28 protein-coding genes and 2 pseudogenes are annotated in these 24,790 nt (G+C 42.7%); 20 read left to right on the top strand and 10 right to left on the bottom strand.

Annotated elements, in window-relative coordinates:
• Nucleotides 1–211, top strand: a pseudogene (locus tag VK541_RS00705) (hypothetical protein); the annotation flags it as partial.
• Nucleotides 208–1,191 (top strand): 6-phosphofructokinase, encoded by a 984-nt coding sequence (pfkA, locus tag VK541_RS00710; protein WP_324365902.1) that lies wholly within the window; start codon nt 208–210, stop codon nt 1,189–1,191. The pseudogene VK541_RS00705 and the gene pfkA, both read left to right, overlap by 4 nt.
• A 30-nt stretch (nt 1,192–1,221) precedes the next feature.
• Here the strand turns inward: pfkA and VK541_RS00715 are convergent, their stop codons facing one another.
• Both VK541_RS00715 and VK541_RS00720 read right to left on the bottom strand, forming a co-directional pair.
• A complete protein-coding gene (locus VK541_RS00715) occupies nt 1,222–1,542 on the bottom strand; it encodes a YbjQ family protein (protein WP_324365905.1) in 321 nt (106 codons plus the stop codon).
• A 44-nt stretch (nt 1,543–1,586) separates the two neighbouring features.
• Nucleotides 1,587–2,108, bottom strand: a complete 522-nt coding sequence (locus VK541_RS00720) for a 5' nucleotidase, NT5C type (protein WP_324365907.1) — start codon at nt 2,106–2,108, stop codon at nt 1,587–1,589.
• 203 nt (nt 2,109–2,311) lie between these two features.
• On the opposite strand from VK541_RS00720, the pseudogene VK541_RS00725 reads away from it, so the two are divergent.
• The 3 genes and pseudogenes from VK541_RS00725 to trmD form a co-directional block, all read left to right on the top strand.
• Nucleotides 2,312–2,881, top strand: a pseudogene (locus VK541_RS00725) (30S ribosomal protein S16); the annotation flags it as partial.
• 307 nt (nt 2,882–3,188) lie between these two features.
• A complete protein-coding gene (gene rimM, locus VK541_RS00730) occupies nt 3,189–3,716 on the top strand; it encodes a ribosome maturation factor RimM (RefSeq protein WP_324365909.1) in 528 nt (175 codons plus the stop codon).
• Between the two features lie 17 nt (nt 3,717–3,733).
• Nucleotides 3,734–4,411, top strand: coding sequence for a tRNA (guanosine(37)-N1)-methyltransferase TrmD (gene trmD, locus VK541_RS00735; protein WP_324365911.1), 678 nt, complete (start codon nt 3,734–3,736; stop codon nt 4,409–4,411).
• On the opposite strand, the gene VK541_RS00740 is transcribed toward trmD, so the two are convergent.
• Nucleotides 4,408–4,767: a hypothetical protein gene (locus tag VK541_RS00740; protein ID WP_324365912.1), complete on the bottom strand. Its 360-nt coding sequence runs from the start codon at nt 4,765–4,767 to the stop codon at nt 4,408–4,410. The two genes, trmD and VK541_RS00740, sit on opposite strands and share 4 nt — an antisense overlap.
• A 126-nt stretch (nt 4,768–4,893) precedes the next feature.
• Here VK541_RS00740 and VK541_RS00745 point away from each other — a divergent pair, with 126 nt between their 5' ends.
• The 4 genes from VK541_RS00745 (at nt 4,894) to VK541_RS00760 (ending at nt 7,371) form a co-directional block, all read left to right on the top strand.
• Entirely contained in the window at nt 4,894–5,205 is a 312-nt protein-coding gene (locus tag VK541_RS00745; protein WP_324365914.1) for a hypothetical protein, read from the top strand.
• 28 nt (nt 5,206–5,233) lie between these two features.
• Entirely contained in the window at nt 5,234–5,539 is a 306-nt protein-coding gene (locus VK541_RS00750) for a hypothetical protein (RefSeq protein ID WP_324365916.1), read from the top strand.
• A 172-nt stretch (nt 5,540–5,711) separates the two neighbouring features.
• Nucleotides 5,712–6,059, top strand: a complete 348-nt coding sequence (rplS, locus tag VK541_RS00755) for a 50S ribosomal protein L19 (protein ID WP_131593363.1) — start codon at nt 5,712–5,714, stop codon at nt 6,057–6,059.
• Between the two features lie 307 nt (nt 6,060–6,366).
• Nucleotides 6,367–7,371, top strand: a complete 1,005-nt coding sequence (locus VK541_RS00760) for a mechanosensitive ion channel family protein (protein ID WP_324365921.1) — start codon at nt 6,367–6,369, stop codon at nt 7,369–7,371.
• Here VK541_RS00760 and VK541_RS00765 read toward each other — a convergent pair.
• The 3 genes from VK541_RS00765 to VK541_RS00775 are packed head-to-tail and all read right to left on the bottom strand — an operon-like array spanning nt 7,368 to nt 10,819.
• A complete protein-coding gene (locus VK541_RS00765) occupies nt 7,368–8,027 on the bottom strand; it encodes a phosphatidylserine decarboxylase family protein (RefSeq protein WP_324365923.1) in 660 nt (219 codons plus the stop codon). The two genes, VK541_RS00760 and VK541_RS00765, sit on opposite strands and share 4 nt — an antisense overlap.
• A 53-nt stretch (nt 8,028–8,080) precedes the next feature.
• Complete coding sequence (hpt, locus tag VK541_RS00770; protein ID WP_324365925.1) at nt 8,081–8,632, bottom strand: hypoxanthine phosphoribosyltransferase; 552 nt, start codon at nt 8,630–8,632, stop codon at nt 8,081–8,083.
• A gap of 9 nt (nt 8,633–8,641) precedes the next feature.
• A complete protein-coding gene (locus VK541_RS00775; protein ID WP_324365928.1) occupies nt 8,642–10,819 on the bottom strand; it encodes a transglycosylase domain-containing protein in 2,178 nt (725 codons plus the stop codon).
• A 234-nt stretch (nt 10,820–11,053) separates the two neighbouring features.
• Here VK541_RS00775 and VK541_RS00780 point away from each other — a divergent pair, with 234 nt between their 5' ends.
• From VK541_RS00780 to VK541_RS00790, 3 genes are read left to right on the top strand one after another with little or no spacing between them, the layout of a single operon-like run.
• Nucleotides 11,054–12,130: an Mrp/NBP35 family ATP-binding protein gene (locus VK541_RS00780; RefSeq protein WP_324365930.1), complete on the top strand. Its 1,077-nt coding sequence runs from the start codon at nt 11,054–11,056 to the stop codon at nt 12,128–12,130.
• Nucleotides 12,131–12,164: 34 nt separating this feature from the next.
• Entirely contained in the window at nt 12,165–12,410 is a 246-nt protein-coding gene (locus tag VK541_RS00785; RefSeq protein WP_324365932.1) for a NifU family protein, read from the top strand.
• A 51-nt stretch (nt 12,411–12,461) separates the two neighbouring features.
• Entirely contained in the window at nt 12,462–13,106 is a 645-nt protein-coding gene (locus VK541_RS00790; protein WP_324365934.1) for a hypothetical protein, read from the top strand.
• A gap of 2 nt (nt 13,107–13,108) precedes the next feature.
• On the opposite strand, the gene def is transcribed toward VK541_RS00790, so the two are convergent.
• Genes def through VK541_RS00805 form a run of 3 tightly spaced genes read right to left on the bottom strand, consistent with a single transcriptional unit; the run spans nt 13,109 to nt 15,410 of the window.
• Nucleotides 13,109–13,672, bottom strand: coding sequence for a peptide deformylase (gene def / locus VK541_RS00795; RefSeq protein ID WP_324365936.1), 564 nt, complete (start codon nt 13,670–13,672; stop codon nt 13,109–13,111).
• A 17-nt stretch (nt 13,673–13,689) separates the two neighbouring features.
• The gene (locus VK541_RS00800) at nt 13,690–14,919 is read right to left on the bottom strand and encodes a pitrilysin family protein (RefSeq protein ID WP_324365938.1); all 1,230 of its coding nucleotides are present in this window, start codon (nt 14,917–14,919) and stop codon (nt 13,690–13,692) included.
• 35 nt (nt 14,920–14,954) lie between these two features.
• Complete coding sequence (locus tag VK541_RS00805) at nt 14,955–15,410, bottom strand: hypothetical protein (protein ID WP_324365940.1); 456 nt, start codon at nt 15,408–15,410, stop codon at nt 14,955–14,957.
• A 120-nt stretch (nt 15,411–15,530) separates the two neighbouring features.
• Here VK541_RS00805 and htpG point away from each other — a divergent pair, with 120 nt between their 5' ends.
• From htpG to VK541_RS00845, 8 genes are all read left to right on the top strand, one after another.
• Nucleotides 15,531–17,420, top strand: a complete 1,890-nt coding sequence (gene htpG / locus VK541_RS00810) for a molecular chaperone HtpG (RefSeq protein WP_349254751.1) — start codon at nt 15,531–15,533, stop codon at nt 17,418–17,420.
• Between the two features lie 190 nt (nt 17,421–17,610).
• Entirely contained in the window at nt 17,611–18,318 is a 708-nt protein-coding gene (locus tag VK541_RS00815) for a DUF4397 domain-containing protein (RefSeq protein WP_324365942.1), read from the top strand.
• 147 nt (nt 18,319–18,465) lie between these two features.
• On the top strand, nt 18,466–19,035 hold the full coding sequence (locus VK541_RS00820; protein ID WP_324365944.1) for an RNA polymerase sigma factor: 570 nt from the start codon (nt 18,466–18,468) through the stop codon (nt 19,033–19,035).
• Nucleotides 19,022–20,326 (top strand): hypothetical protein, encoded by a 1,305-nt coding sequence (locus VK541_RS00825; protein ID WP_324365946.1) that lies wholly within the window; start codon nt 19,022–19,024, stop codon nt 20,324–20,326. The genes VK541_RS00820 and VK541_RS00825 overlap by 14 nt, the downstream gene beginning before the upstream one ends.
• A gap of 158 nt (nt 20,327–20,484) precedes the next feature.
• Nucleotides 20,485–20,865 (top strand): hypothetical protein, encoded by a 381-nt coding sequence (locus tag VK541_RS00830; RefSeq protein WP_324365948.1) that lies wholly within the window; start codon nt 20,485–20,487, stop codon nt 20,863–20,865.
• Nucleotides 20,866–20,894: 29 nt separating this feature from the next.
• On the top strand, nt 20,895–21,488 hold the full coding sequence (locus tag VK541_RS00835; RefSeq protein WP_324365950.1) for a penicillin-binding protein activator LpoB: 594 nt from the start codon (nt 20,895–20,897) through the stop codon (nt 21,486–21,488).
• Nucleotides 21,475–22,887: a hypothetical protein gene (locus VK541_RS00840; RefSeq protein WP_324365952.1), complete on the top strand. Its 1,413-nt coding sequence runs from the start codon at nt 21,475–21,477 to the stop codon at nt 22,885–22,887. Before VK541_RS00835 ends, VK541_RS00840 begins: the two co-directional genes overlap by 14 nt.
• A 24-nt stretch (nt 22,888–22,911) precedes the next feature.
• Nucleotides 22,912–23,175 carry a hypothetical protein gene (locus VK541_RS00845; protein ID WP_324365954.1) on the top strand — a complete coding sequence of 88 codons (264 nt, stop codon included), beginning with the start codon at nt 22,912–22,914 and terminating at the stop codon, nt 23,173–23,175.
• Here the strand turns inward: VK541_RS00845 and VK541_RS00850 are convergent.
• Nucleotides 23,172–24,710, bottom strand: a complete 1,539-nt coding sequence (locus VK541_RS00850; protein ID WP_324365956.1) for a YifB family Mg chelatase-like AAA ATPase — start codon at nt 24,708–24,710, stop codon at nt 23,172–23,174. The two genes, VK541_RS00845 and VK541_RS00850, sit on opposite strands and share 4 nt — an antisense overlap.
• Between the last annotated feature and the right edge of the window lie 80 nt (nt 24,711–24,790).

Consider the following 24,790-nt stretch of genomic DNA (forward strand, 5'->3'; position numbering starts at 1 on the left):
CCTGCGGAGGAATACAGATGACCTTGGTTATTGGAACAGTGATTTCCAGGCAAGCAAATATAACTCAAACTCGCAGCCTTTTTATGTGCTCACCGGACATGACCTGGTTCCGCTGGTAAAACCACAGGGTGCGGTATTCGACGCTAAAGAATATGCCGCCTACCTGCAAAGCGGATTGGACGAATTTAAAACAGCTGAAAAAACCAAATGAATAAAATTAAGAACATAGGTGTATTAACATCTGGAGGCGATGCACCCGGAATGAATGCTGCCATTAGGGCAGTGGTTAGGGCGGCGATTTACTACGATTTAGAAGTCACGGGAATTTTAAGAGGCTATGAAGGCCTGATCAACGGAGATTTTATCCAAATGGACAGAAAATCTGTAGCCAATATCATTCAACGTGGAGGAACTATTTTAAAAACGGCGAGAAGTGATGATTTTCGGACAGTCGAGGGTCGGTTAGAGGCGTATGAGCAATTAAAGAAGCATAATATTGATGCACTTATTGTAATTGGGGGAGACGGAACCTTTACAGGCGGGAATCTGTTTACAAAGGAATTTAATTTTCCGGTAGTGGGCTTACCAGGAACGATTGACAATGATTTAGAAGGAACTGATTTTACGATCGGATATGATACTGCGATTAATACCGTTATCAACGCTGTTGACAAGATACGAGACACAGCCGAATCTCATGACAGGTTGTTTATTGTCGAAGTGATGGGCAGAGATTCCGGCCTTATTGCTTTGAGGAGCGGAATAGGCGTTGGCGCAGAAGCAATAATGATTCCAGAGGCAAACATGGGAGTAGAAGGCTTGGTGACGAGGCTGGAGACCGGACGTAAAGATAAAGCATCTAAGATCATCATTGTTGCCGAAGGGGACGAAGTAGGCGGGGCCTTTAATGTAGGCGAGGTTTTGAAAAAGAAATTTCCGGCATACGACATCAGAGTATCGGTTTTGGGGCATATCCAGCGCGGCGGAAAACCAAGCTGCATGGATAGAGTTCTTGCAAGCAGATTAGGTGTGGCGGCTGTTGAGGGATTGCTGCACGGTCAATCGGGAGAGATGGTCGGACTGAAAAACAGGGAAATTCTCTTCACTCCGTTTGATCACGCAATTAAACATATCGACGCAAAGGAAATAAGTCCGGCCTGGTTAAAACTAGTAGAGATTTTGTCATTATAATTAAAAAGGCCCCTATAAGGGCCTTTTTAATTATTCAATGATCACTGCTGTGCCTGTTGCGGCTACCATGAGCATACTTCCTCCACTTCCGACAGTCTCATAATCGAGATCAACGCCAATAATGGCATTGGCACCCATCGCGGCCGCGTATTGCTGCATCTCGTTAATCGCGGTATTCTTTCCTTCTCTCAGTACTTGTTCATAAGAGCTTGATCGCCCGCCCACGATATCACGTATGCCAGCGAAAAGATCTTTAAAAATATTGGCGCCGATAATGGTTTCGCCACTTACAAGGCCAATGTACTTAACTACTTTTTTGCCTTCGACTGTATTGGTTGTTGTAATTAACATCTTGATATAGGTTTTAATGCTTTGATGTTATTTCGCAAGGAATGTTACAACAGTTTGTCTAGTACTTCCTGCCAATTGTTGACACGTTCGTAGTCCGTAAGCAGCAAATTATGGGGTGAGGTGAACAAGAGTTTCCGACCCTTAAAGCCAACGAAATTCTTAGCCCTGTCATCAATCATCACATCAACATCAACGATTTTGTCCCCGCAAAACATAATGTTTCTCCAGGTAATGAAAGGGAAGTGCTCTGCCAGCCAATCGTATTTATCTACAAGTGAGTTGCGGAATTCCATAGCGGCAGATACAATATAAACATCGTATTTCTCCTGGAGTTTCTTTACAGCTTCAACACTCCCTTCAAGGGGCTTAAGATCACGAAAAAAACCTTCTTCATTGATGTAATCGAACCATTTATCTTTTGCGTGTTCAGGGACATGCTGATAAATTTCATTTCCAGGCTCAAGAATAAGATCGAGAGGAACACCATAATCCCGATTGTAAAGCTGTATAAATTTATATATTGGATCGGCTAGCACTTCATCCATGTCTATCGCTATTCTCATCATATTTTATTTTAAAGGGGCAACCAGGCTATCTAAAGATGTTGACTCGTTTTTTAATGACGCAAATATCCCGATTTAAGAATATAATTGAGCAAAATGAATATAAAATTATTGCATCTTGTTAATCAGTAGTATTTTACTTACTTTTGCAACCCCGCAAGCATGAAGCTCCGGGAACTATGTTGAATACATAAATTTAAAAGAGAATGGCAACTAAAATCAGATTGCAAAGATTCGGTAAAAAAGGCAAGCCTTTTTTCCACGTAGTGGTAGCGGATTCCCGCTCACCAAGAGATGGTAAATTTATTGAGCGTTTGGGGTCATATAACCCAAACACCAATCCAGCTACTATCGACCTTAACTTCGATAAAACATTAGACTGGGTAAACAAAGGCGCTGAGCCTACGGATACTTGTCGTGCTATCCTTTCTTATAAAGGTGTCTTGTATAAGAAACATTTAGAGGGCGGTGTTAAAAAAGGTGCTTTGACCCAGGAACAGGCAGATGCTAAATTTGCGGAATGGTTAGGTGCTAAAGATGGCAGAATCGAAGGTAAAAAAGACAGCTTAACTAAGTCGAAAGACGAAGTTAAAAAAGCAGCCTTAGCAGCTGAGGCTAAGAAAAATGCTGATCGTGCTGCTGCCCTTGCAATTAAAAATGCACCGGTAGAAGAGGTTGTAGAGGAAACTCCTGAAGCGGGAGAAGCTCCTGTGGCTGAGGTTGCAGAAGAAACTGCGGTTGAAGAAACTCCTGTAGCAGAAACGGCAGTTGAAGAAGTTCCCGTTGCTGAAACTGTAGCAGAAGAAGCAGTTGCTGAAACTGCAGAGGAAGAAGCTCCTGTGGCAGAGGTCGCAGTAGAAGAAACTCCGGCAGCAGAAGAAACTGTAACAGAGGAAGCTCCTGCAGCTGAAGAAACGACAACAGAAGAGCGCAAAGAAGACAAGGCATAATAATTTCATTGTGCTGTAGAATAGCGAAGGATCTTTCATAGAAATGGTCCTTCGCTATTTTCTTTTTTATAAGCTATTGGTATTTTGGATAATGCAATAGCCAGGCTTATTTTAAAATCTAAAGCAAAATATAGTGAAAATAGAAGAAGCATTTTATATAGGCTACATTACAAAAACCAAGGGTCTAAAGGGTGAGATACAATTGTTTTTTGAATATGATGCTCCCGAACTGTTAGATCTGGATGTGATTTTTGCTGATCACAACGGAAAGATGGTTCCGTTCTTCGTCTCGTCCTATAAACTGCATTCCAATAACACAGGAAATCTTTACCTTGAAGATATAGACCATATTGATAAAGCCCAGGCTTTGTTGAAGAAAAAAATATATCTCCCCTTATCTAAAATGCCCGATCGCTCGGACGAAGATTTCCACTACAATGATTTGAAAGGTTATATGGTTATTGACGAAACTCACGGAAAATTGGGAGAGATCATTGAAGTTAATGAATACCCCCAGCAATTTGTCGCAACGATTTCACATAAAGATACTGAAATATTATTTCCGCTGAACGAAGACATGATCATTGAAATAGATGAAGATGAAAGAACTCTGACGGTAGATCTTCCTGAAGGACTGTTAGATATCTACATCAACCCTTAAATTCTTATCTTTGCAATATGCGTTTCGACATTATAACTGTTTTGCCAGACCTTTTGGATAGTCCCTTTGCTCATTCCATATTACTCAGAGCACAAAAAAAGGGCATTGCTGAGATCTTTGTTCACAATTTGAGGGACTACGCCGCCAACAAACAGAAAAGTGTAGATGATTATCCCTATGGAGGAGGCAGCGGGATGGTCATGTCAATTGAACCATTTGCGAAATGTATCGCGGAACTAAAATCGCAAAGGAAATATGATGAAATCATATTTATGAGCCCGGATGGAAAAACCTTTAATCAGACCATGGCCAATGAACTTTCCGGCATGAAAAACTTAATGATCCTTTGCGGTCACTATAAGGGCATAGACCAAAGGATAAGGGATCTGTTTGTGACCAGGGAAATTTCAATCGGGGACTATGTCCTCTCGGGAGGGGAATTGCCTGCTGCAGTCATTGTGGATGCAATCATAAGACTGATTCCCGGAGTGCTTAACGATGAAACGTCTGCGTTATCAGACAGCTTTCAGGGAGACCTTCTGGATGCCCCGGTCTATACGCGTCCTGCAGACTGGAACGGACATAAGGTGCCAGATGTTCTATTAAGCGGACACGAGGCCAGAATTAATGAATGGAGACACGAACAGGCCCTGATCCGGACTCAGGATCGCCGCCCTGATCTGCTGAACGATTAAGCCCCCCTATTTAAAAGAGAGATGATCGTTTCTTTGTCTTTAAGCTGATCCTTTAAAGCCGCCAGCATCTCTTTGCAATTCTTTAAGTTGCCTTTTAAATCCCCATAATTTTCTTTGGCTTCCGCCAAAACAGAATCTCCATTATTATAATCGCCGTAAGCGTGTTCTGTTCGAAAAAAAACAGCAGGCGGAACCTCCAGCCTCTTTGCCATTTCTATAATGTCATTATATTTTATTGAGCCTTTTACAAGGCTGAGTTTCAGTCCGTCAAAGGTTTTTCCCATTTCGTCGGCAAGCCAGCTCATAGGCCTGTTTTTTTCTTTTAGAATTCCGTCGACAATATTTTTTAAAGACATAAAAAAATTAGATTATAATTTGGTTTGTACATAAAAAATTAAGTACTTTTACACTAAAATATTATGGTATCGTCCATATTTATTTTATAAAAGTAAGTATAATTTAATATTTAAAATTAAACGGCAATGAAGAAAAAGACAATTAAGGATGGTGATCTGAGAAAATACAAGATCAACGATTGTTTATTAAAGATGAGTATGAATGAGCACAGAGAGGCAGTAAGGTTGATTCCAAGACAGATCGGAATTTCGCTTAATACCTTTCACAATTATCGGAACATCCTTATAAACGACCGGCAGGATATTCCTTACGAGAAGGTTATGCGATTCGAAATATTTTTCGAGCTTAAAATGGGTGAATTGTTAAATAAGGTCATCAAAGGAACCTCATTTAAAGAACTTTCGGCAAAAGAACCAAAAAAAGAACCAAATAAATAACTCATTATATCATAAATCAACTTAATACATGAAAAAGCAAAGAAAATACAAAATAGATGAGGAAATGAATAAATTGAATTTGCCTAAATATAAAGCGGCATTAAAAATTATTCCCGAGGAACTGGGGATCTCGTTTAATACTTTTCACAATTACAGAAAGATAAATATTGGAGATAAGGCAGACATTCCCTATGAACTGGTAAGGAAGTTAGAAAAGCAGTTTAAATTAAAAGAAGGGCAGCTTGTCAATTTTCCAATTGAATCCAAAAGTTTAGATGTGCTGATAAGAGAGATGAAAACTAAAGCCGGAGATGACCAAAAACCTTCAAATTAGAGGTTAGACAGGTACATAGATTAAGTTTATAAATGCTTCTTCTGCACGGGAAACTTGTGGAAATAATAAAGAATGTGGAAAAAAATAAAATTCGCTTTTTTTTATAAAATAAAATCCCTAATATTGCAGTCCGATTTTAAACAATAAAAAGTCGGCTTAATAGCTTAAAATCATGGATTTAGTAAAATTTGTTGAAGAGCAGGTAATCGCAAAAAATGAGTTTCCTGCATTCAAATCAGGAGATACAGTGAGTGTTCACTATAAAATTCGCGAAGGTAATAAAGAACGTATTCAGATTTACCAGGGAGTAGTATTACAACGCAATAGTGTTGGTGCTAATGAAACATTTACCGTTCGTAAAATGTCTAATGGTGTTGGTGTTGAACGTATCTTCCCGATCAATTCTCCAAACATCGCTAAAATTGAAGTAAACAGTCACGGTAAGGTGCGCAGATCAAAATTATTCTACTTGCGTGAGTTAACCGGTAAAGCAGCACGTATCAAATCTAAAAGGGTCTAAATTTAGTTAACCCTAAACAAATATTAACCTCCCGGATTTAAATCCAGGAGGTTTTTTTGTGCATATTTTCATCGTTGGCGTAGAACCTTAAACACTTTTATTTAAGTTTGCGCTAACTGGTTGGTCACGGCCAGTTTCATTTCTAATTTTGAAAAGGCGAGAGTAAATCACATTAAACAATTGACTTAAGCATATGGAAAGTAGCTTTTTTGAACAAATATTTTGGGGCAACACGGTAAAGCAATATTGCTTTTTAATGGGGTTTATTTTATTAGGTCTGATATTCAAGCGAATTGTATCCCGGTTAATGAGTCTGCTGCTTTTTACCGTTTTCAAAAAATTTGCCCGGGATATAAATGACGGGACATTTGTTTCCCTGCTTTTAAAACCAATCGAGTCTTTCATTACATTTTGTACCTTTTACATTGCCATCAACCAATTGAAATACCCGCTTGATGTGGTGGTATGGCACCGCCTGAAACCCAAGCCAAACATCACAATAGGGGATTTTATTGATAAAATATTTCTATTCTTAATTATTCTTTCTGTATTCTGGATCATCCTGAGGATCATCGATTTTATTGCACACGTTTTAAAATACAGAGCTTCTTTAACCTTAAATAAGGCGGACGATCAGTTGATCCCATTTTTAAAAGAGCTGACCAAAACACTCATTTGTTTCATGGGTTTTTTCGTGCTTTTAGGATTTGTGTTCGAAATAAATGTGCTCACGCTGATCACCGGTCTTGGGATTGGTGGTATTGCAATTGCTCTGGCGGCCAAAGAGAGCTTAGAGAATCTGATTGGCTCCTTTACCATATTTTTAGACAAGCCTTTTACAGTGGGGGATGTCGTTAAAGTCGATGGTATTGAAGGAACCATTCAAAAGGTCGGCTTCAGGAGTACATGGCTGACCAGCCCCGACAAAACAACCATCGTAATACCAAACAGAGCGATGATTGATGGCGTGCTGGAAAACGTAACGCTAAGGGATTTCAGACGGGTAAATTTTCATATAGGACTTACCTTTGAGACAAAGGCAGAAGACATAAAGAAAATACTGGCAGCCATTAATAATTATTTGACCAGCAATCCCAATACGAGAGACGGCTATGCAACCTTTGATAATTTTGGAGATTCGGGATTAAATATCCAGGTCTTATACCTGGTCATAAACATGGAGCATAACGAGTATGTCCATGTAAAAGAAGAAATCAACTTTAAACTGATCGAGATAGTCGAACAGTATGGGTCAAATTTTGCCTATCCGACACAACGGTCGATCACGGACAGCAAAAACACTTCCAGTTAAACCAGTTCTGCCAAAACGGTAATGCCGCCCTTCACCACCTGATTTAGCTCGAGGTTGACCTTAGTTCCCAATGGCAGGAATATGTCTACTCTTGACCCAAATTTAATGAAGCCGAATTCTTTACCCTGTTCCACAACATCACCTTCTTTAACATACCATACAATCCTTCTGGCAAGAGCTCCTGCTATTTGCCGGAATAATACCGTGCTGCCATCTTTATGCGCTACAACTACAGTAGTGCGCTCATTTTCTGTAGAGGACTTAGGGTTCCAGGCGGCGAGGTATTTTCCCGGATGATACTTGAAAAATTTAACCACTCCTGAAATGGGGTTTCTGTTGATATGAACATTTACGGGCGACATAAATATAGACACCTGCAATCTTTTATCTTTAAAATATTCAGATTCTTCCGTTTCTTCAATGACCACAACTTTGCCATCTGCCGGGCAGATCACCAGGTGTTCTCCTGAAGTAAAAGAACGACTTGGGTTTCTGAAAAATTGAAGGACAATGACAAATAGCGCAAGAGAGCATATATAGACTAACCACCTTAACCATGCGATATCCGCAAATTTATAATCGACGAATGCATTTAATATAAAAATGAAAAGCAGGGATAATGCGATGGTGGTATAACCTTCTTTATGTATGGTCATTGCTGGTTAAATATATGTTTTTGCAAAATTGAGAAAAAAATATCGTATTAAGGCTAAGGAATCACAACAGTTTTAGCCCGGTAGACGTCTTTCAGGTTTCTTCCCAGGCCATCATAATCCAGGCCGTACCCAACTACAAACTCATTTGCAATCTCAAAGCCGACATACTCCAGTTCTTCAATCTTCGTCGTTAATGCGTCCGGTTTCAATAATAAAGTACAGACAGTTACTGACGAAGGATTCTGTTTATGAATTTCCGTCAGAATGTAGCTCAAAGTAAGCCCTGTATCCACTATGTCTTCTACCACAATCACATCGCGATTATGCAGATCGCCGGGCAGACCAAAGATTTCCTTAACTTTTCCGGTGCTTTCAGTACCGACATACGAAGACACCTTTATAAAGCCCACCTCGCAGGAAACATTTATCTCTTTTAAGAGATCTGCCATGAAAATGAAGCCGCCGTTTAAAACCCCAATAAAAACAGGGCAGCGCGACTCATAATCCACATCGATCTGAATGGCAATCAAACGGGTTCTTTTGCTGATCTGATCATTTTCGAGCAGTATTTCAAACTCTTTACCTGCTATTTGAATTTTATTCATTAGAATACTTTAAGGCTGTTGTTCCTTTTTCTGCTTTTCCAGAAGCTCCTGCAATTCTTTCTCTCTCCTGCGTTGTTCCCGGCGTTCCTGCCTCAGTTCCTTCCGGGTTTTTACAGTATCAGGAGTAACCGTTATTTTAGCGATAGTGTCTTTTTTTATGCCGCCAAATAGTCTGTCAAACAAAGTTTTGGATTCATCCTGTGTCTCTATAGCGGGCAGCGGATCATCTGAATCAAACGAGTTGGTGTCAATAGCGGCAGAATCAGGAAGCAAATATTGTCTCAGGCCTTCCCGGAGGTGCACATTGTAGAATCCATATCCCGAACTGTCCGGAGGCGTCAGGCCGCGTCGTGCCATAATGTTTCCGATGTACCTGAAATACGGATACAGATAATCCTTCAAACCGCCATCTCCTCTAAACTTATACAATGCGATCTTTGGTCTTGGAACAATGTTGGCGAGGAAAATTCCCTCCCCGATATTCAGCTCAGCAGGAACCTTTCCAAAATAATGTCTTGTAGCTTCACCGATTCCATACACATTCTGACCCATTTCGATAATGTTGAAATAAACTTCCAGCATCCGGTTCTTGCTCATTAGGTGATTATTTTCTATCAGCCAGACAATAAGGATCTCCTCAGCTTTACGGGCCAGTGTCTTTTGACGGCTTAAGAAAACATTCTTCACCAATTGCATAGATATCGTGCTACCCCCCCTCACAAAGCGTTTTTCTTTAAAATTCACAGCAAAAGATTTGCGGATAGACTCCTGAACAAAGCCTTTGTGAGTAAAAAAAGAAGGATCTTCAGAGGTCAGGATTGCATTCTTAAAATTACTGGATATCTCAGATAAAGAGGTGAAATTTGGATTAGAAGGTCCTATAACAATGTTTCGCATAGGTTTTCCGCGTTCGTATGGCGTGTAAACGAACTCTTTGTTGATTTTTTGGAGATTGGTCTTGCCCCATTTCAGGATCTTAAAGTTAGTCGGCGTCAGGCCTGAATAAAATTTAACGCTATCTGGCATAGCACTATTCAGATAAAAAGAGAGATCGTAGCGGATCTTACCGCTGACCTTTAAGCCATCCAGGGATTCAAATAGCCCTATTGGAAAAGAATTCAAGAGTTGTTGGGCATCCTGTTCCGGAGCCAGCATTTTCACTTCGTATATCTTATGGGGTGATAAGGTATACTTCAGGTACGGATGTACAGATGCTTGCTTCAGGAATACAGTCGAAGAGCTGTCCAGGGCGACATAATTTGGTCCAATCAATACATCTGCATCTATCTTTGCATCGGGGATCACAATATCATTGGCGGCTATTTTAGGGTGGTTGATCAAAAGATTTTTTACCGACCAGGAACCCTCAATCTTAAAATCATCACCGCTGTAATCGGCATTTTTCATTTGTGTCCGCACCGTATCGAAACTAAATTTTGCATGTAGTTTATGATTCAGATAGGGCAGTTCTACCGGCTTATTGTCAGCGAACAACATAATGTCGAGCTGCTTTCTTCCCGGCTTTAAAGTGCCATTCAGGTGCCATGTTGCGGCATTGTCATTTACAATGATCGTGGACTTTAGTTCCCCGTTATCTATCGTTGCATTAGGAGTAAAAAACTGTATTCTCGCAGTATCATTATCATTTACAGAAAGCATCAGGTTTTTCACCTCCATGTCATCGGGTATTTTATAGAGCAGTTGATTTAACAGGTTGTGTGCCAGATCACCAAGATCTATTTTGGATTTAGGCTCGCCGCTGTCCTTCTTTTTGCGCTTCAGTATAAAATCCAGGTTGCTCAGAGAATCCCTGAACACCACGTTCACTGCTCCTGTATTCAAAATAACCTGTGACAGCTTGACATTTCCAAAAATCAATGGCCATAACTTGACACCGACCGTAATGTCGTCAATCGTTGTCAGCGTATCCCTGTCCTTAGGCACAACAGAAATATTTTTCATATGTACGGTGCTCAGCCCGCTAAAACCGGCCTCAGCAATTTTTACCTGAAGCCCAAAGTCCTGGTCTGCCTTTGAAATGGCACTGGCCATCATTTTTTTTAATAACGCCTCTCTTTTGCTATAGGCAACCGTACCCAATATTATACAAAGCAGGAAAAATATCCCTAAAGCCCATGCGCCGATCTTAACGTATTTTTTAGGAATGTTTATTTTTGGAAGATGCATGCTGTAAAATAGATATTAATTGCTAAACGGGATATACAAATGTTTATTTCGCGCTAAAATTACATTTAAAAACCCTAATGTCAACCAATTGCGGGCCAGTTTTGTTTGATCAGTTTTTGACATTTTACTTCATAGGGGCCCATTATTAAGCAAATACCGACCTGGTTATCACCTTTTTGCAATATTCTTGCAAGGCATAAGGAATGCTCAGTCAGTTTTAGTTAATTTTGGACAATGATAATTAGCCCAGAACAAGTTCTAGCAGCCTTGGGTAATGTTGAAGACCCGGATCTTAAAAAAGACCTGGTCACATTAAACATGATCAAGGAATTGAAAATACAGGATAATAGTGTCAGTTTTACCCTCGAGCTCACTACTCCGGCATGCCCAATGAAAGAGATGCTAAAAAATGCGTGTACAAACGCAATCAAACATTTTGTAAGCCAGCAAGCAGAGGTAAATATCAATGTGACCTCAAGAGTGACCAAACCAATGGACACAACAGGATTAAAAGACATCAGTAACATTATACTTGTTTCATCGGGAAAGGGCGGGGTAGGAAAATCAACGGTTGCCAGTAATCTGGCCCTCTCTTTAGCCGCAGACGGTGCCAAGGTCGGACTCCTTGATGCAGATATTTACGGGCCCTCAGTGCCTACAATGTTTGACCTGGTTGGGGCAAAGCCCAGCGCAAAAGAAACAGAGGGGGGGAAAACATTAATACTTCCAATAGAAAAATATGGCATAAAAATTCTTTCCCTTGGTTTTTTTGCTGACCCTGACCAGCCCGTGCCATGGCGCGGACCGATGGCTTCAAATGCCGTAAAACAATTATTTAATGATGCCGACTGGGGGGAACTCGATTACCTGATCGTCGATCTGCCCCCAGGAACTGGTGATATCCACATCACGATTACACAGGGCTTTCCAATAGCAGGAGCGATAGTGGTCACCACTCCCCAGCAGGTAGCCCTCGCAGATACGCGCAAAGGACTGGCCATGTTTAGAATGACCGGAATTAATATTCCTGTTTTGGGAGTAATTGAAAATATGTCCTATTTTACTCCGGCCGAGCTTCCGGACAATAAATACTATTTATTTGGAAAAGACGGAGGAAAAGAATTGGCAAAGGCATTTAATGTGCCATTCCTCGGAGAGATCCCGATCGTCCAAAGTATTTCCGAGGCAGGAGACAGCGGAGCCCCGGTTGCATTAGAAGCAGGAAGTAAACTATCACAGTCCTTTTCGGAAATAGCAGGAAGAATTGCGCAGCAGGTAGCGATTAATAATGCACAAACTGCGAATTGCTAAAAATTTACTATTTTTATACTTTAAAACATAACCAATGAATTTAACAGAACAAGTTGAGCAGGCATTAGAGAGCATCCGTCCGTATTTACTGGCAGATGGAGGAGATGTTGCCATAGAAGAGATAACAGAAGATAAGGTGGTTAAATTAAAATTATTGGGTAACTGCGGATCCTGCAAGATGAGCTTCATGACCATGAAAGCAGGAATTGAACAGGCAATTATGAAAGCTGTTCCTGAAATTACTTCAGTTGTATCCGTTAATTTAGCAGAAGAAGTATAAATCATTTAACAAAATTTAACTTGCTGTGTTTATAAATACAGCTATGTTTGTATGATGAAGTATTCGTTAACCATTATATTGCTTCTTTTCATTGCTCCGGTCTTTGCTCAGCAAACCACCGGAGATAAGAAATTGATTCAATTTTCCGGGATCATAACGGATGTAGACAGCAATAATGTAGTGCCTTACGTAACCGTAACGAACCTGACCAATAAAAGCCAGAGGTACGGAGCCAATTACAAAGGATTCTTTTCATTCATCGCGCATCCCGGCGATACCATTCTTTACACCGCCGTAGGATACAGGGATTTGCTGCTTCCCATACCCGCAGAAATTAACGACACCAAATATACCGCGATGATCAAGCTGAAGGCTGACATCATCAACCTGCCAACAGTTCGCGTTTATCCATGGGCAACAGTTGAGGAGTTTACAAGAGACTTCATGGCGATGAAGATCGCAGATGATGACTATGCCATCGCGTTGAAGAACCTCTCACAGGAAAGTATAAGCGGAATGATCCAAACCCTTTCGAGAGACGGGGGAGAGATTCAAAGTATCAACTACCGGTTAAACCATGACAAGGCACTCAATAAGAATATGGTACAGACCAACCCCTTGCTAAACCCTTTCGCCTGGGGTAAACTTATGCAATCTATATTTAAGGGAGATAAGAGTAAAAACTCGGACAACTAAAATTAACGTCTTCTTTTCTGATTCGGGAAACGCATTTTGTAATCAGCATGAATATTGCCTTTAGAAATTGCATCCAGCTTACCTTTCAGCATTCTTTTTCTCAGAAGGCCTAACTTATCGGTAAACAGGGTCCCTTCAATATGATCGTATTCATGCTGAATAACCCTTGCAGGCATACCGGTTACCTCCTCTTCATGCAGCTTCCAGTGCTCATCATAATACCTGATCTTAACATTGGGCTTGCGCATCACATCTTCCCTGATCTCAGGTATGCTCAGGCATCCCTCATTAAAAGCCCAGGGCTCACCGGTTTCTTCCAGAATTTGAGCATTGATGAATACCTTTTTATAACGGTCCTTGTCCTTTTCGTCACCGGCAGCGGTATCCACGATAAATAATCTGATAGGCAATCCAATTTGCGGAGCCGCCAAACCAACGCCGCTGGCGTTGTACATCGTCTCAAACATATTACTGATCAACTCCTGCAAGCCCGGATAGCTTTCCTCAATAGGAGTGCAGACTTTCTTTAAAACCGGGTCGCCGTATGCTACAATGGGTAACTTCATGGTACAAAGGTACAAAATTACCCTAAAGGATAAAAAGTTAGAGCAGTAAGATTACCCGGATCCAGTATTTCGTTAGCAATATTGGCCATATCCCCGGCATTGACAGCCTGAATTTTACTGAAAACAGTTTCCAGATCGTCAATTTTATCATAGTCGATCAGGCTCCTGGCCATAGATATGATCAGTCCGATCCGGTTTTCCTCACCCAGCGCTATTTGACCGATAAATTTATTTTTAGCTTTTTGCAGCTGCAGCTCACTAAGGGGCTTGTCCTTAATTTTCTTAAACTCTTTAAAGATCAAGGCCCAGGCTTTATCTAATTTTTCTTTGTCCGTGCCAAAATAAAGTGTAAAAATGCCGGTATCACTCAATGGGCTGTATCCGGTTTCAATGGTATAGGCAATCCCGTGTTTTTCCCGGATCTCAAGGTTCAATATAGAACTCATACCCGTGCCTCCCAGCAAATTATTTAACAACAGCAGCCCCGTTTTATACGGATGATGGAGGGAATAGGCCTGGGTTCCAAGTACCGCGTGGGCTTGTTGAATAGGCTTACTCAGGACCTCCTTTACCACCGCAGTTTTTTCAGGAGCAGTCCTTGTGGCAGTATATAAATTGGCCTGAATCTCTGAATAATATTTAGAACCCGTTTTTATGACTTTGTTCAAAGAATAATTACCCAGCACAGCAACAACTATACGGTCCGTATGATAATTTTTCTTAATAAATTGATGGATATCTTTTTGAGTGATCCTGCTTACGCTCTCTGTACTTCCTAAAATATTACGTCCCAGCGAATGCCCGGAAAAAACCAGATCCTCAAAATCATCATAAATGGCTTCCTCAGGCTGGTCCAGGTACGAAGCGATTTCGTCAAGGATTACGCTCTTCTCCTTTTCCATTTCATCTCCAGGAAAAGTGGAATGAAACACGATGTCATTGAAAAGCTCCAGCGTCCTGTCCAGGTAAGGATTTAGAAACGAAGCATGAATGCAGGTATATTCCTTCGTCGTATAAGCATTCAGGTCAGCCCCGACACTTTCAAGTCTGTTCAGGATCTGATTGGTATTTCTTTTTTTCGTGCGCTTAAAGATCAGGTGCTCGATGAAGTGCGCGAGTCCTGCTTTTTCTTCGCGCTCATCCCTTGAGCCGCTGTTGATAATGATGCAGGCATGAGAGATCGCTGAAGCAGAAGGCACGTGAAGCAGGCGTATGCCATTAGGCAAAGTATGAACATTATATTCCATTCAGCGGCAAAGGTACGCAGAAATATATCACCGCATTATAATTTTTCAGTATCCGGAAACTGCAGACCCGTGGTATCGATCACATGCTGTTTCGTAGGCCGGGTGACTATAAATGCAACTAAAACCGCAGCCACAACAATGAGATAGATCAGGTTTCCGTAAATTAAAAAAGCGACAACATTTAACAAAGCCGGAGCCTCTATAAATGCACAGCGAACGATAAACGCAGTCTGATAAGCTGCAATCTTATCATCGCCTGTCAGCATTGGGTCGAGTGATCTGATCTGTTTGTTAAACCTATAAAAACCCACGGCCACCGATATCACCGCAAGAATGGGAAATAACGGAAAATAGGGGTCATTGTTGGCAAATGACAGGTCAAGGTGTATCCGCTCCTTGCGCATGATCAGCGCAACAATGGCGAATCCGGTTATAGCAGCACAAAATGCAGTATGGATTACCTGCATGATTTTTAATTTAGATGCGTTCATCTCTGTGTATTAGAAACTCCAAGATAAATATTTCTTTTTAAAAAGCTGTCAATTTGACAACAAAGCCAGTTTGGAATAGGCATTGATAGGGGTGCTATGTACTTAAAAATGAGTTAACATATGAGCATAGAAGAAAAAGGAACCATATCCATTCACACGGAGAACATTTTCCCGATCATCAAGAAATTCCTGTATTCAGACAACGAGATCTTTTTAAGAGAACTTGTATCAAATGCCGTTGATGCGGTACAAAAAATCAAGCGTCTGGCAGCACTCGGCCAGTATAGCGGCGAACTTGGCGAGCCGGGAGTTGAAGTGGCAGTTGACAAAGAAAACAAGACCATCACCATTTCCGACAACGGCCTGGGGATGACTGCTGAAGAGATCAAAAAATACATCAACCAGGTGGCCTTCTCCGGCGCCAGCGAATTCGTAGAGAAGTTTAAAGACGCCAAGGATGCCAATGAGATCATCGGTAAATTTGGTCTGGGCTTTTATTCCGCCTTTATGGTTGCCGACCTGGTAGAGATCCAGACCCTGTCTTACCAGGAAGGATCAGAAGCCGCAAGATGGGTCTGCGACGGCAGTACCACGTTTGAGATCACCGCAGGCAGCAGGACAACACGGGGCACAGACATCATCCTCCACATCAACGCAGACTCAGAAGAATTTCTGGAAAAACAAAAACTGGAAGGAATTCTTGATAAATACGGCAAATTCCTGCCGGTGCCGATTAAGTTTGGAACCAAAACAGAACAGGAACCAGACGGCGAAGACGAAGAGGGTAAACCAAAATATAAGAGCGTTGAAGCAGACAATATCATCAACACCACCAACCCGATCTGGACAAAAGCTCCTGCAGATTTGTCAGACGAAGATTACCTTTCCTTCTACAAGCAATTGTATCCTTTTTCAGAAGACCCGCTTTTCTGGATCCACCTCAATGTAGATTATCCGTTCAACCTTACCGGAGTCCTGTACTTCCCAAAAGTGAAGAACGATTTCGACATGCAGCGCAACAAAATTAAACTGTTTTCACGCCAGGTGTTCATTACTGATGAAGTAAAAGATATTGTGCCTGAATTCCTGATGCTGCTTCACGGAGTTATAGACTCACCGGATATTCCCCTGAATGTCTCCAGGAGCTTCTTACAGGCAGACAACAACGTCAAAAAAATAAACAGCTACATCACCAAGAAAGTGGCGGATAAACTTCAGGAACTTTTTAACAAAGACCGTAAGGCCTATGAAGAAAAATGGGGTGACATTGGCCTGTTCGTCAAATACGGAATGGTGAGCGAGGAGAAGTTTAATGACAAAGCAAAAGACTTTGCCCTGCTCACCAATACTAAAAAAGAACATTATACCCTCGAAGAATACCACGAGAAGGTCAAAGGATCACAAACCGATAAGAACGGACAAGTCGTATATATCTATGCAAATGACCCCGCAAAACAGGATAGCTTTATCCAGTCAGCCGGCAAAAAGGATTATGATGTATTGCTGATGGATTCACCCATTGACAATCACTTTGTAAGCCACCTGGAGCAGAAATTGGAAAAAACAGCATTAAAGCGCGTAGATTCAAGTGTCGCCAGCAAGCTGATAGACAAAGATGACCTTGTCGAATCTGTACTGACAGAAGAGCAGTCTAAACTGGTTAAAGAAGTGTTCGAAAAGGCCATTACAAAGCCGGGATATACCGTTGAGATCGTGGGATTAAATCCGGAAGAGCTGCCCGTTACCGTAACTATGGACGAATTTATGCGTCGTATGAAAGACATGGCAGCCATGGGCGGCGGTATGGGCTTCTATGGCAATATGCCCGACAGTTACAAAGTTGCCATCAACGGCAATCACAAGCTCATCGGCAAAATCCTTTCCGCAGAGAACGAAGAGACCAAATCTGTACTCGCCAAACAGGCGGTAGACCTTGCCCTGTTAGCCCAGGGAATGCTTACCGGCGCAGAACTTACGGCATTTGTAAGCAGAAGCGTAGAACTGATCTAACTCGACAGCGCTAGCGGTAGAAATATTTACGCTATATATAACCCCCGGTCTTAAAGGGCACCGGGGGTTTCTTTTTAGGAATACCTTAAGAATTATCAGTCCTGCTGTAGCGTTTTAACACTTCCCCTCGTTTTAAAGAAAAAAGAGCAAGCGGCCGCAGCTCAATGGTATTCTTTTAAAAACTATAATCATGAACATCTTAACAAATCTAAAAAACATATCCAGAACTTTTATCGCCCTGGCAACGCTGTCCGTAACATTGACAGCTTGTTCCAAAGACGATGACGACATCACTCCCCCTCAAATTTCCGGGGTAAGCGTGATCCACGCTTCGCCGACCACTGAAAAACTCGATTTCTATGTCGAAAACGTTAAAGCAAACAATGAAGACTTTGCCTATACCGATAAGATCGACTATTTGAACCTCTATTCCGGAACCAGGAGATTGGTCATTGCCAAAAAAGGCGGCACAACAGCCCTTTTGACAGAAGACTTTCCATTAGAGCCCCAAAAAGGATACTCCCTGTTTGTTTGCGACAAATTTGAAACCATAAAATTTCTGATGATCAAAGACGACCTTACCGCACCCGCATCAGGCAAAGCAAGGGTTCGTTTTGTGCACATGAGTCCAGACGCCCCGGCACTTAACCTGGCCATAGCCGGAAAAGATACCGATCTTTTCACCGATAAATCTTTCAAAGGATACACAGACTTTGTAGACATCGATCCGGCCGAAAAAGTTACTTTCAATGTAAAAAACAAAGATGGCGGAGCAATTGCTGCCAGCATTGCTGATGTGGAAATTAAGGCAGACAAGATCTACACCGTTTGGGTAAAAGGCCTCAAAGCCGCTACTGACGATACCAAACTTGGTGTTGAAGTTTTTATGCACAAATAATAAAAAAGTATAAAACGGCTGCCCGGAAGGTGCTCGTACGAAAACTCTTATTTTTCGGGCAGGCCGTTTAAAAAAGAATAATGAAGCTCATCTTTGCGTTATTGTATATATAATCATCAAATCAATGCTTAACAGAGATAATAAAAAATGCTCGGTCTTGAGGACGCTATAGAGGGGTGTTTAAAAAATAAAAACAAAAGCAAGGAAATGATCTATAAATCATTTTATGGGTATCTTATGGGTGTTGTTCTGCGCTACGTAAACGACAGAAATGATGCCGAAGAGCTTGTAAATGATACTTTTATAAAAATTTTTAAGAGCATCGCCCAGTTTAGCTTTCCAAAAGAAAACGTCGAACTGCAAAAAGCCTTTAAAGGCTGGATCGCAAGAATATCGTCACGTACCGCAATAGATTTTTTAAGAACAAAAAAGACCCATCTCTATGTAGATGACATCGCAGACGAACATCAGCCGCTCACACAGTTCAGTGCGATATCAAAGTTAAATGTACAGGATATTTTAAAATTGCTGAACGCCCTTCCTGAAACACACCGACTAATTTTTAATATGTACGAAATAGAGGGATTCTCTCACGATGAGATATCGAAAATGCTGAATATTCCCGAAAGCTCCAGCAGAGTTTACCTGACCAGGGCAAAAAGTAAATTAAGAGAATTGTATTCAAAGACATTAATTAATTCATATGCAGCCAACTAAACATATGGACCCATCAGAAAATGAGCTGATCGCTCATATCAAGGACAGTTTGATGAGCCATGAGGAACCCTATGTTCCTGGTGCATGGGAGAAATTTAAAGCAAAGAATGAGAAAAAGAACCCTCTGATATTTTGGATAGGCCCGTTAAGCAGTGCTGCAGCAGTTTTATTAATCACAACCGGCCTGTATTTCTTTATTAACAAAACTTCTGACAAGCCAGCTGCACAGATTGCAAAAGTCAGTCCTTATAGATACAATGGTCCGAAACCTGAGAATGAGAAAACTACAACGCAGGCAGAAACTCCAAAAGAAGCGGCACCGGTTTCGCGTGCAGGGCAGGCAGAAGCTGTCGCATCAGCGGCTTCAGATATAGAATTTACCGCTAAAAATGCAAATATTCCGGTTCAGCAGCCCGTAGCAGCCCGTATCGGCGTTGCTGCAGCGGTTAATCCGGTCTCTTCTGTAACTGAACCCGCCAAATCCAATCCCGTGGCAACTGCCGATCCTGTGACAACCAGTAACCCCGCTGTTGTTTCAGCAAAAGAAACCCCGAAAAAACGGGTAGACTCCTTCCAGCAATTCCTCAACAACGAAAGCATCCTGAACAAAGAGGACAAACCTGCTGCAATCGCCGCGGTAAAGACGAACAAATGGGAAATGGGAGTTCTTGTGGCGCCCTCATTTGGCAACACCAAGCGATTGAACATGGGCTACGGAGTCAGTATGGACTATGCCGTATCAGACAAAATCTCTCTGGGCTCCGGGATCTCGTATAATGAACTTGCAGCATCCAGGGACATTACCTCTTCCCCTGCAGGGACAATGGATAGCCCTTCCGGCTACAATACCATTGCCCGTTCTACAAAGAACCTGGAATCCGTAGAAGCGAAAATTTCCGGTATTGATATACCTTTCGAAGTAAAATACCATTTTAGTAAAAAACTTTATGCAAATGTAGGGGTCTCCGCCTTCGCCGTCATTAACCATCAGCAGAACAACAGCTATGTAGAGCAAAAGCTCGTCGAGCGGGAGACCTCGTTGACTGCTGGCAATAAAGATAGTTTTACCACATTTATGGTTGCCGAAAAAACGACAGAAAAAGCCCCGGCAGCAGAAGTGAGCAATGACAAATACCTGGGTTTCTATAATTTTTCCTTTGGCTATAAACAAAAGATCTCCAAAACCAAAACCGTATCCGTCGAACCTTTTATGAAGGTTCCTATGAAAGAAGTTTCCAAAGAGAATCTTCGCCTGATGGGGACTGGTGTACGCCTGAAGTTTGATTTTTAATCTGTTGTAACCTTTTCCTGTTTTTCTCGTCTTTACTTTAACACTTTTTAACTCGATTATTGACACTGTGATTGTATTCCAATGCACCGATCAGAAAAAAAGTTTATAATTTTGCCTTTAGTTCAACATTCATAACGAAGAAAACAAGTTTTATACTTATGAAAACGAAATTGATGATCACAACTCTGGCCTTTGTGCTGATTTTTGGCCTCAAAAGCCAGGCCCGGCAAGCCAGTCTGGTTCCGGATCAGAACCCGCGGTACGAAAGCAGCCGTGCGAAATATATGAACACGGCAGACTCTTTAACCAGCACACAGGGAACTACTGTGCAGGACACCTATAAAGCATACGACTGGTACGAGGCACGTGAAGAACGCAGAAAACTCCGCCGGGAGCAGAACTATCAGAATTCCTGGTTATACCCTTCGATGAATTATTATCCGGCATATAACTATAACAGCTGGGGTTACGGCGGCCTGGGTTATCGCAACTGGGGTCGTCACAACTGGAGGCAAAGCAATCTTTGGTTTGGCTGGTAATACGAAATTTCAAGAAAACTTATCATAAAATGCAATTCAAAAAAATAATAGCCCTTACTGCCCTTGCAGTTTCCGGAATATTGATTTCCTCATGTTCAAGACAAGTAACCAGGATCAATACCAACGATACCGTTGACATCAGCGGCAACTGGAACAACACAGACTCCAGGCTCGTAGCCCAGGAGATGACCCAAAGTATCCTTGCCGGCAAATGGATCTCCACGCACCTGGAAGATAAAAAAGGTAAAAGGCCCGTAGTCGTGGTCGGTCTGGTACAAAACAAAAGTCATGAGCACATAGATGCAGAGACTTTTGTAAAAGATGTCGAGCAAACCTTTATTTCCAGCGAGCGCGTACGCTTGGTGCAGGGAGGCAAGAAAAGAGAAGAACTGCGTGCCGAGAAAGCCGACCAGCAGGACAATGCTTCAGTCTCTACCATGAAAAAGTTTGGTCTGGAAAACGGAGCCGACTATATCCTGCAGGGCTCCATCAACTCCATTGTCGACGCACACAAAAAACAAAAAGTGGTCTACTACCAGGTGAATCTCGAACTGACAGACATTCAAACCAATGAAGTGGTGTGGATTGGTGATAAAAAGATCACTAAATATGTTAAAAACTAGCAGAGGCCTCCTCTGCCTGGTATTTTTTCTTTGCGGCTGTGCATCTTACAACGAAAAGATAGCAGGCTATTACAAGCAGATCTCTGAAGGGAACTACCCTCAGGCCAATACAGAGCTGGACAAGAACAAGCTGCTGCAAAGGCCCAGGAATCAACTGCTTTACCTGATGGAGAAAGGGCGGACGGCTCAGCTGATGGGCGCATTTGAAGACAGCAACCGGTATTTTAACCAGGCAGATTCACTGTTGGAAAACGGGCTTGGCGGAATCGGGGACGCCCTCGCAGGAACATTGGTAAACCCAATGGCACAAAGCTATAAAGGGGAGGATTTTGAGAAATTCATGATCCATTACTATAAAGCGCTGAACTATCTCCACATGGGGGAAAAAGAAGACGCAGTAGTAGAAGCCCGGCGCATTAGCCTGCAATCACAGGAACAGGACGATAAATTTAACAGCAAAGACAAACGGTACTCAAAAGACGCATTTTCATTGATGCTCCAGGGGCTGATCTACGAAAGTGACGGAGACCTGAACAATGCCTTCATCGCTTACCGGAATGCAGCAGAAGTATACCTGAACAGCAAAGACAAAACCTGGTACGGCACTGCCATGCCCAAAGCACTTCAGGAAGATGTGCTAAGAACGGCCGATCTCAATGGCTTTAAATCAGAACTTGCGCATTTCGAAGAACTCTTTGGGATAAAATATCAGTCCAAACCCCTATCAGAAGGAGGCGAGATGATCGTTTTCTGGGAGAACGGACTGGCGCCTGTTAAAGAACAACAGGAATTTTTCTTTTCCCTGATCAGGGGCAGTGACGGCAACTTGGTTTTCACCAATGCCACCGGAACCATCTTTATTCCTTATAACAACAGCTATGGCAACAGCGACATTGACCTGAACTCCGTTGAGAGCTTAAGAGCCACCTATCCTAAATATGTAGCCAGGCCCCTGCATTACAGCAGCGCTTCAGTCAGCAACGGACAGACCGAAGCTGCACTCGAAAAAACGGAAGACATCAATGAGCTCGCCTTTAAAACCCTTGATCAGCGCTTTGCCAAAGAAATGGGCAAGGTCCTCACGCGTCTGGCGGTAAAAAAAGCAGCAGAATATGCACTAAAGGCAAGCGCTAAAAAAAGCGGAAAGAACGGCAAAGACAATGCCCTGCTGGAAGGACTTGGTTTTGGCGTCCAGCTGTACAGCCTGTTATCTGAAAAAGCAGACACACGCAACTGGCAAACCCTGCCCAGCCAGATCAGCTATGCCAGGATCCCGCTGCAAAAAGGCAGCAACACACTTACCCTGACGCTCAAAGGAATAACCGGAGACGAATCTGTAAAGATCCAGGCCAACGGAACAGGAAAACTACAATTTTATAATTATTCCACCCTGCGCTAAGCGCTTTTAAAAAGATAGAGATCAATGCAAGAACCATTCGACATCCAGGTAGCCCATATTGATTACGCAATATTTCCCGAAGGAAACGATACCTACGTCATCTATAAGGACGGCAAAGAGTTCGCACACATCCAAAAAGACACGGACCTTCAATGGCTCAAACTTGATCCCGAAACCGCCACCCCCTTGTTTGAGCCCAACAAAGAGATCAATGCCATCGGGCAGGCCATTCTTGCTTACGTTCCTGAAGAAGAAGACGAACAAGCCGGGGACGAAGAGCAGATCTAACCCGCCCAGCTTTCCCGGTCAAGGCTGCGGTAGTGTATCGCCTCTGCCAGGTGCTCCAACGCGATGACTTCACTTCCGGCCAGGTCCGCGATCGTCCTGGAAACTTTGAGGATACGGTCATACGCCCTGGCCGACAAGCCCAGTTTTTCCATCGCTTTTTTGATCAGGACCTGTCCTCCATCATTGATCTGGCAGATGTTCCTCACCATATTCGGACTCATCTGCGCATTGTAATGTACCATATTGCTTGCCTCAAATCTCAGGTCCTGAATTGCCCTTGCCCTGATCACCCGCGCCCTGATCGCCGCACTCTTCTCCGCCTCAAAAGTCGAAGTAAGCTCCGTAAAATTAACCGGTGTCACCTCCACATGCAGGTCAATCCGGTCTAGCAGCGGCCCGGAGATCTTACTTAAATATTTCTGTACCACCCCTGGTCCGCAAATGCAGTCCTTCTCCGGATGATTGAAAAAGCCACAAGGACAGGGATTCATAGAAGCGATCAGCATAAAGCTTGCCGGATATTCCACACAGATCTTTGCGCGTGAAATGATCACATTCCTTTCTTCCAGCGGCTGCCGCATCACTTCCAGTACGCTGCGCTTGAACTCCGGCAGCTCATCGAGAAAAAGCACCCCGTTATGGGCCAGTGAAATCTCACCCGGCTGGGGGTTTGCGCCGCCGCCCACCAGGGCGATGTCTGAAATGGTATGGTGCGGGCTGCGGTAAGGCCGCTCCGTCATCAATGCATCAGCCGCGCCCAGTTTTCCGGCCACAGAATGGATCTTGGTGGTCTCCAAAGCTTCATGAAGATTTAAAGGGGGCAATATCGTTGGCAGCCGCTTTGCCAGCATCGTCTTACCCGCACCAGGCGGCCCAATGAGGATCAGGTTATGCCCCCCTGCAGCGGCGATCTCCAAAGCCCTTTTGATATTTTCCTGGCCTTTCACATCTGAAAAATCATGCGGATAACTGTTCACATGATTGTAGAACTCATCCCTGGTGTTGACGACCACAGGCTCCGGCTGCGACGTCCCGTTAAAAAAATCAACCACCTCCATCAGGTTGCTCATCCCATATACCGTTAATTCGCTCACAATAGCGGCTTCACGGGAATTGTCTTTGGGCAGGACAAAACCTTTAAACCCGGCATTCCTGGCCTGAATAGAAATGGGCAGTGCGCCTTTAATCGGCTGCAAACCCCCATCGAGCGAGAGTTCGCCCATAATGAAATAATTCCCGATCTCGGCAGCTTCCAATTGTTCTGATGCCGCCAATATCGCTATTGCAATAGGCAGATCATAGGCAGAACCCTCTTTCCTGATGTCAGCAGGAGCCAGGTTGATCACGATCTTTTGCCTCGGCATTTTCAATCCTGCAGACTGAATCGCGCTTTCTATCCTTCGGAGACTTTCTTTAATCGCGTTGTCGGGCAGACCAACAATGTGGTACCTGTTCCCGCCGCCTATACTTACCTCCAGGGTAATGGTCAGCGCATTTACGCCAAAAACGGCGCTGCCATAAGTTTTTACCAGCATAATTTCCAACAAAAATTAATTTGCCTAAACTATACCACTTCAAACCATCAGCGGTAACACAAAAAGAAATTTATTTTTAA

It is taken from the genome of Pedobacter sp. (assembly GCF_035317785.1).
In the GTDB taxonomy this organism is placed as follows: domain Bacteria; phylum Bacteroidota; class Bacteroidia; order Sphingobacteriales; family Sphingobacteriaceae; genus Pedobacter.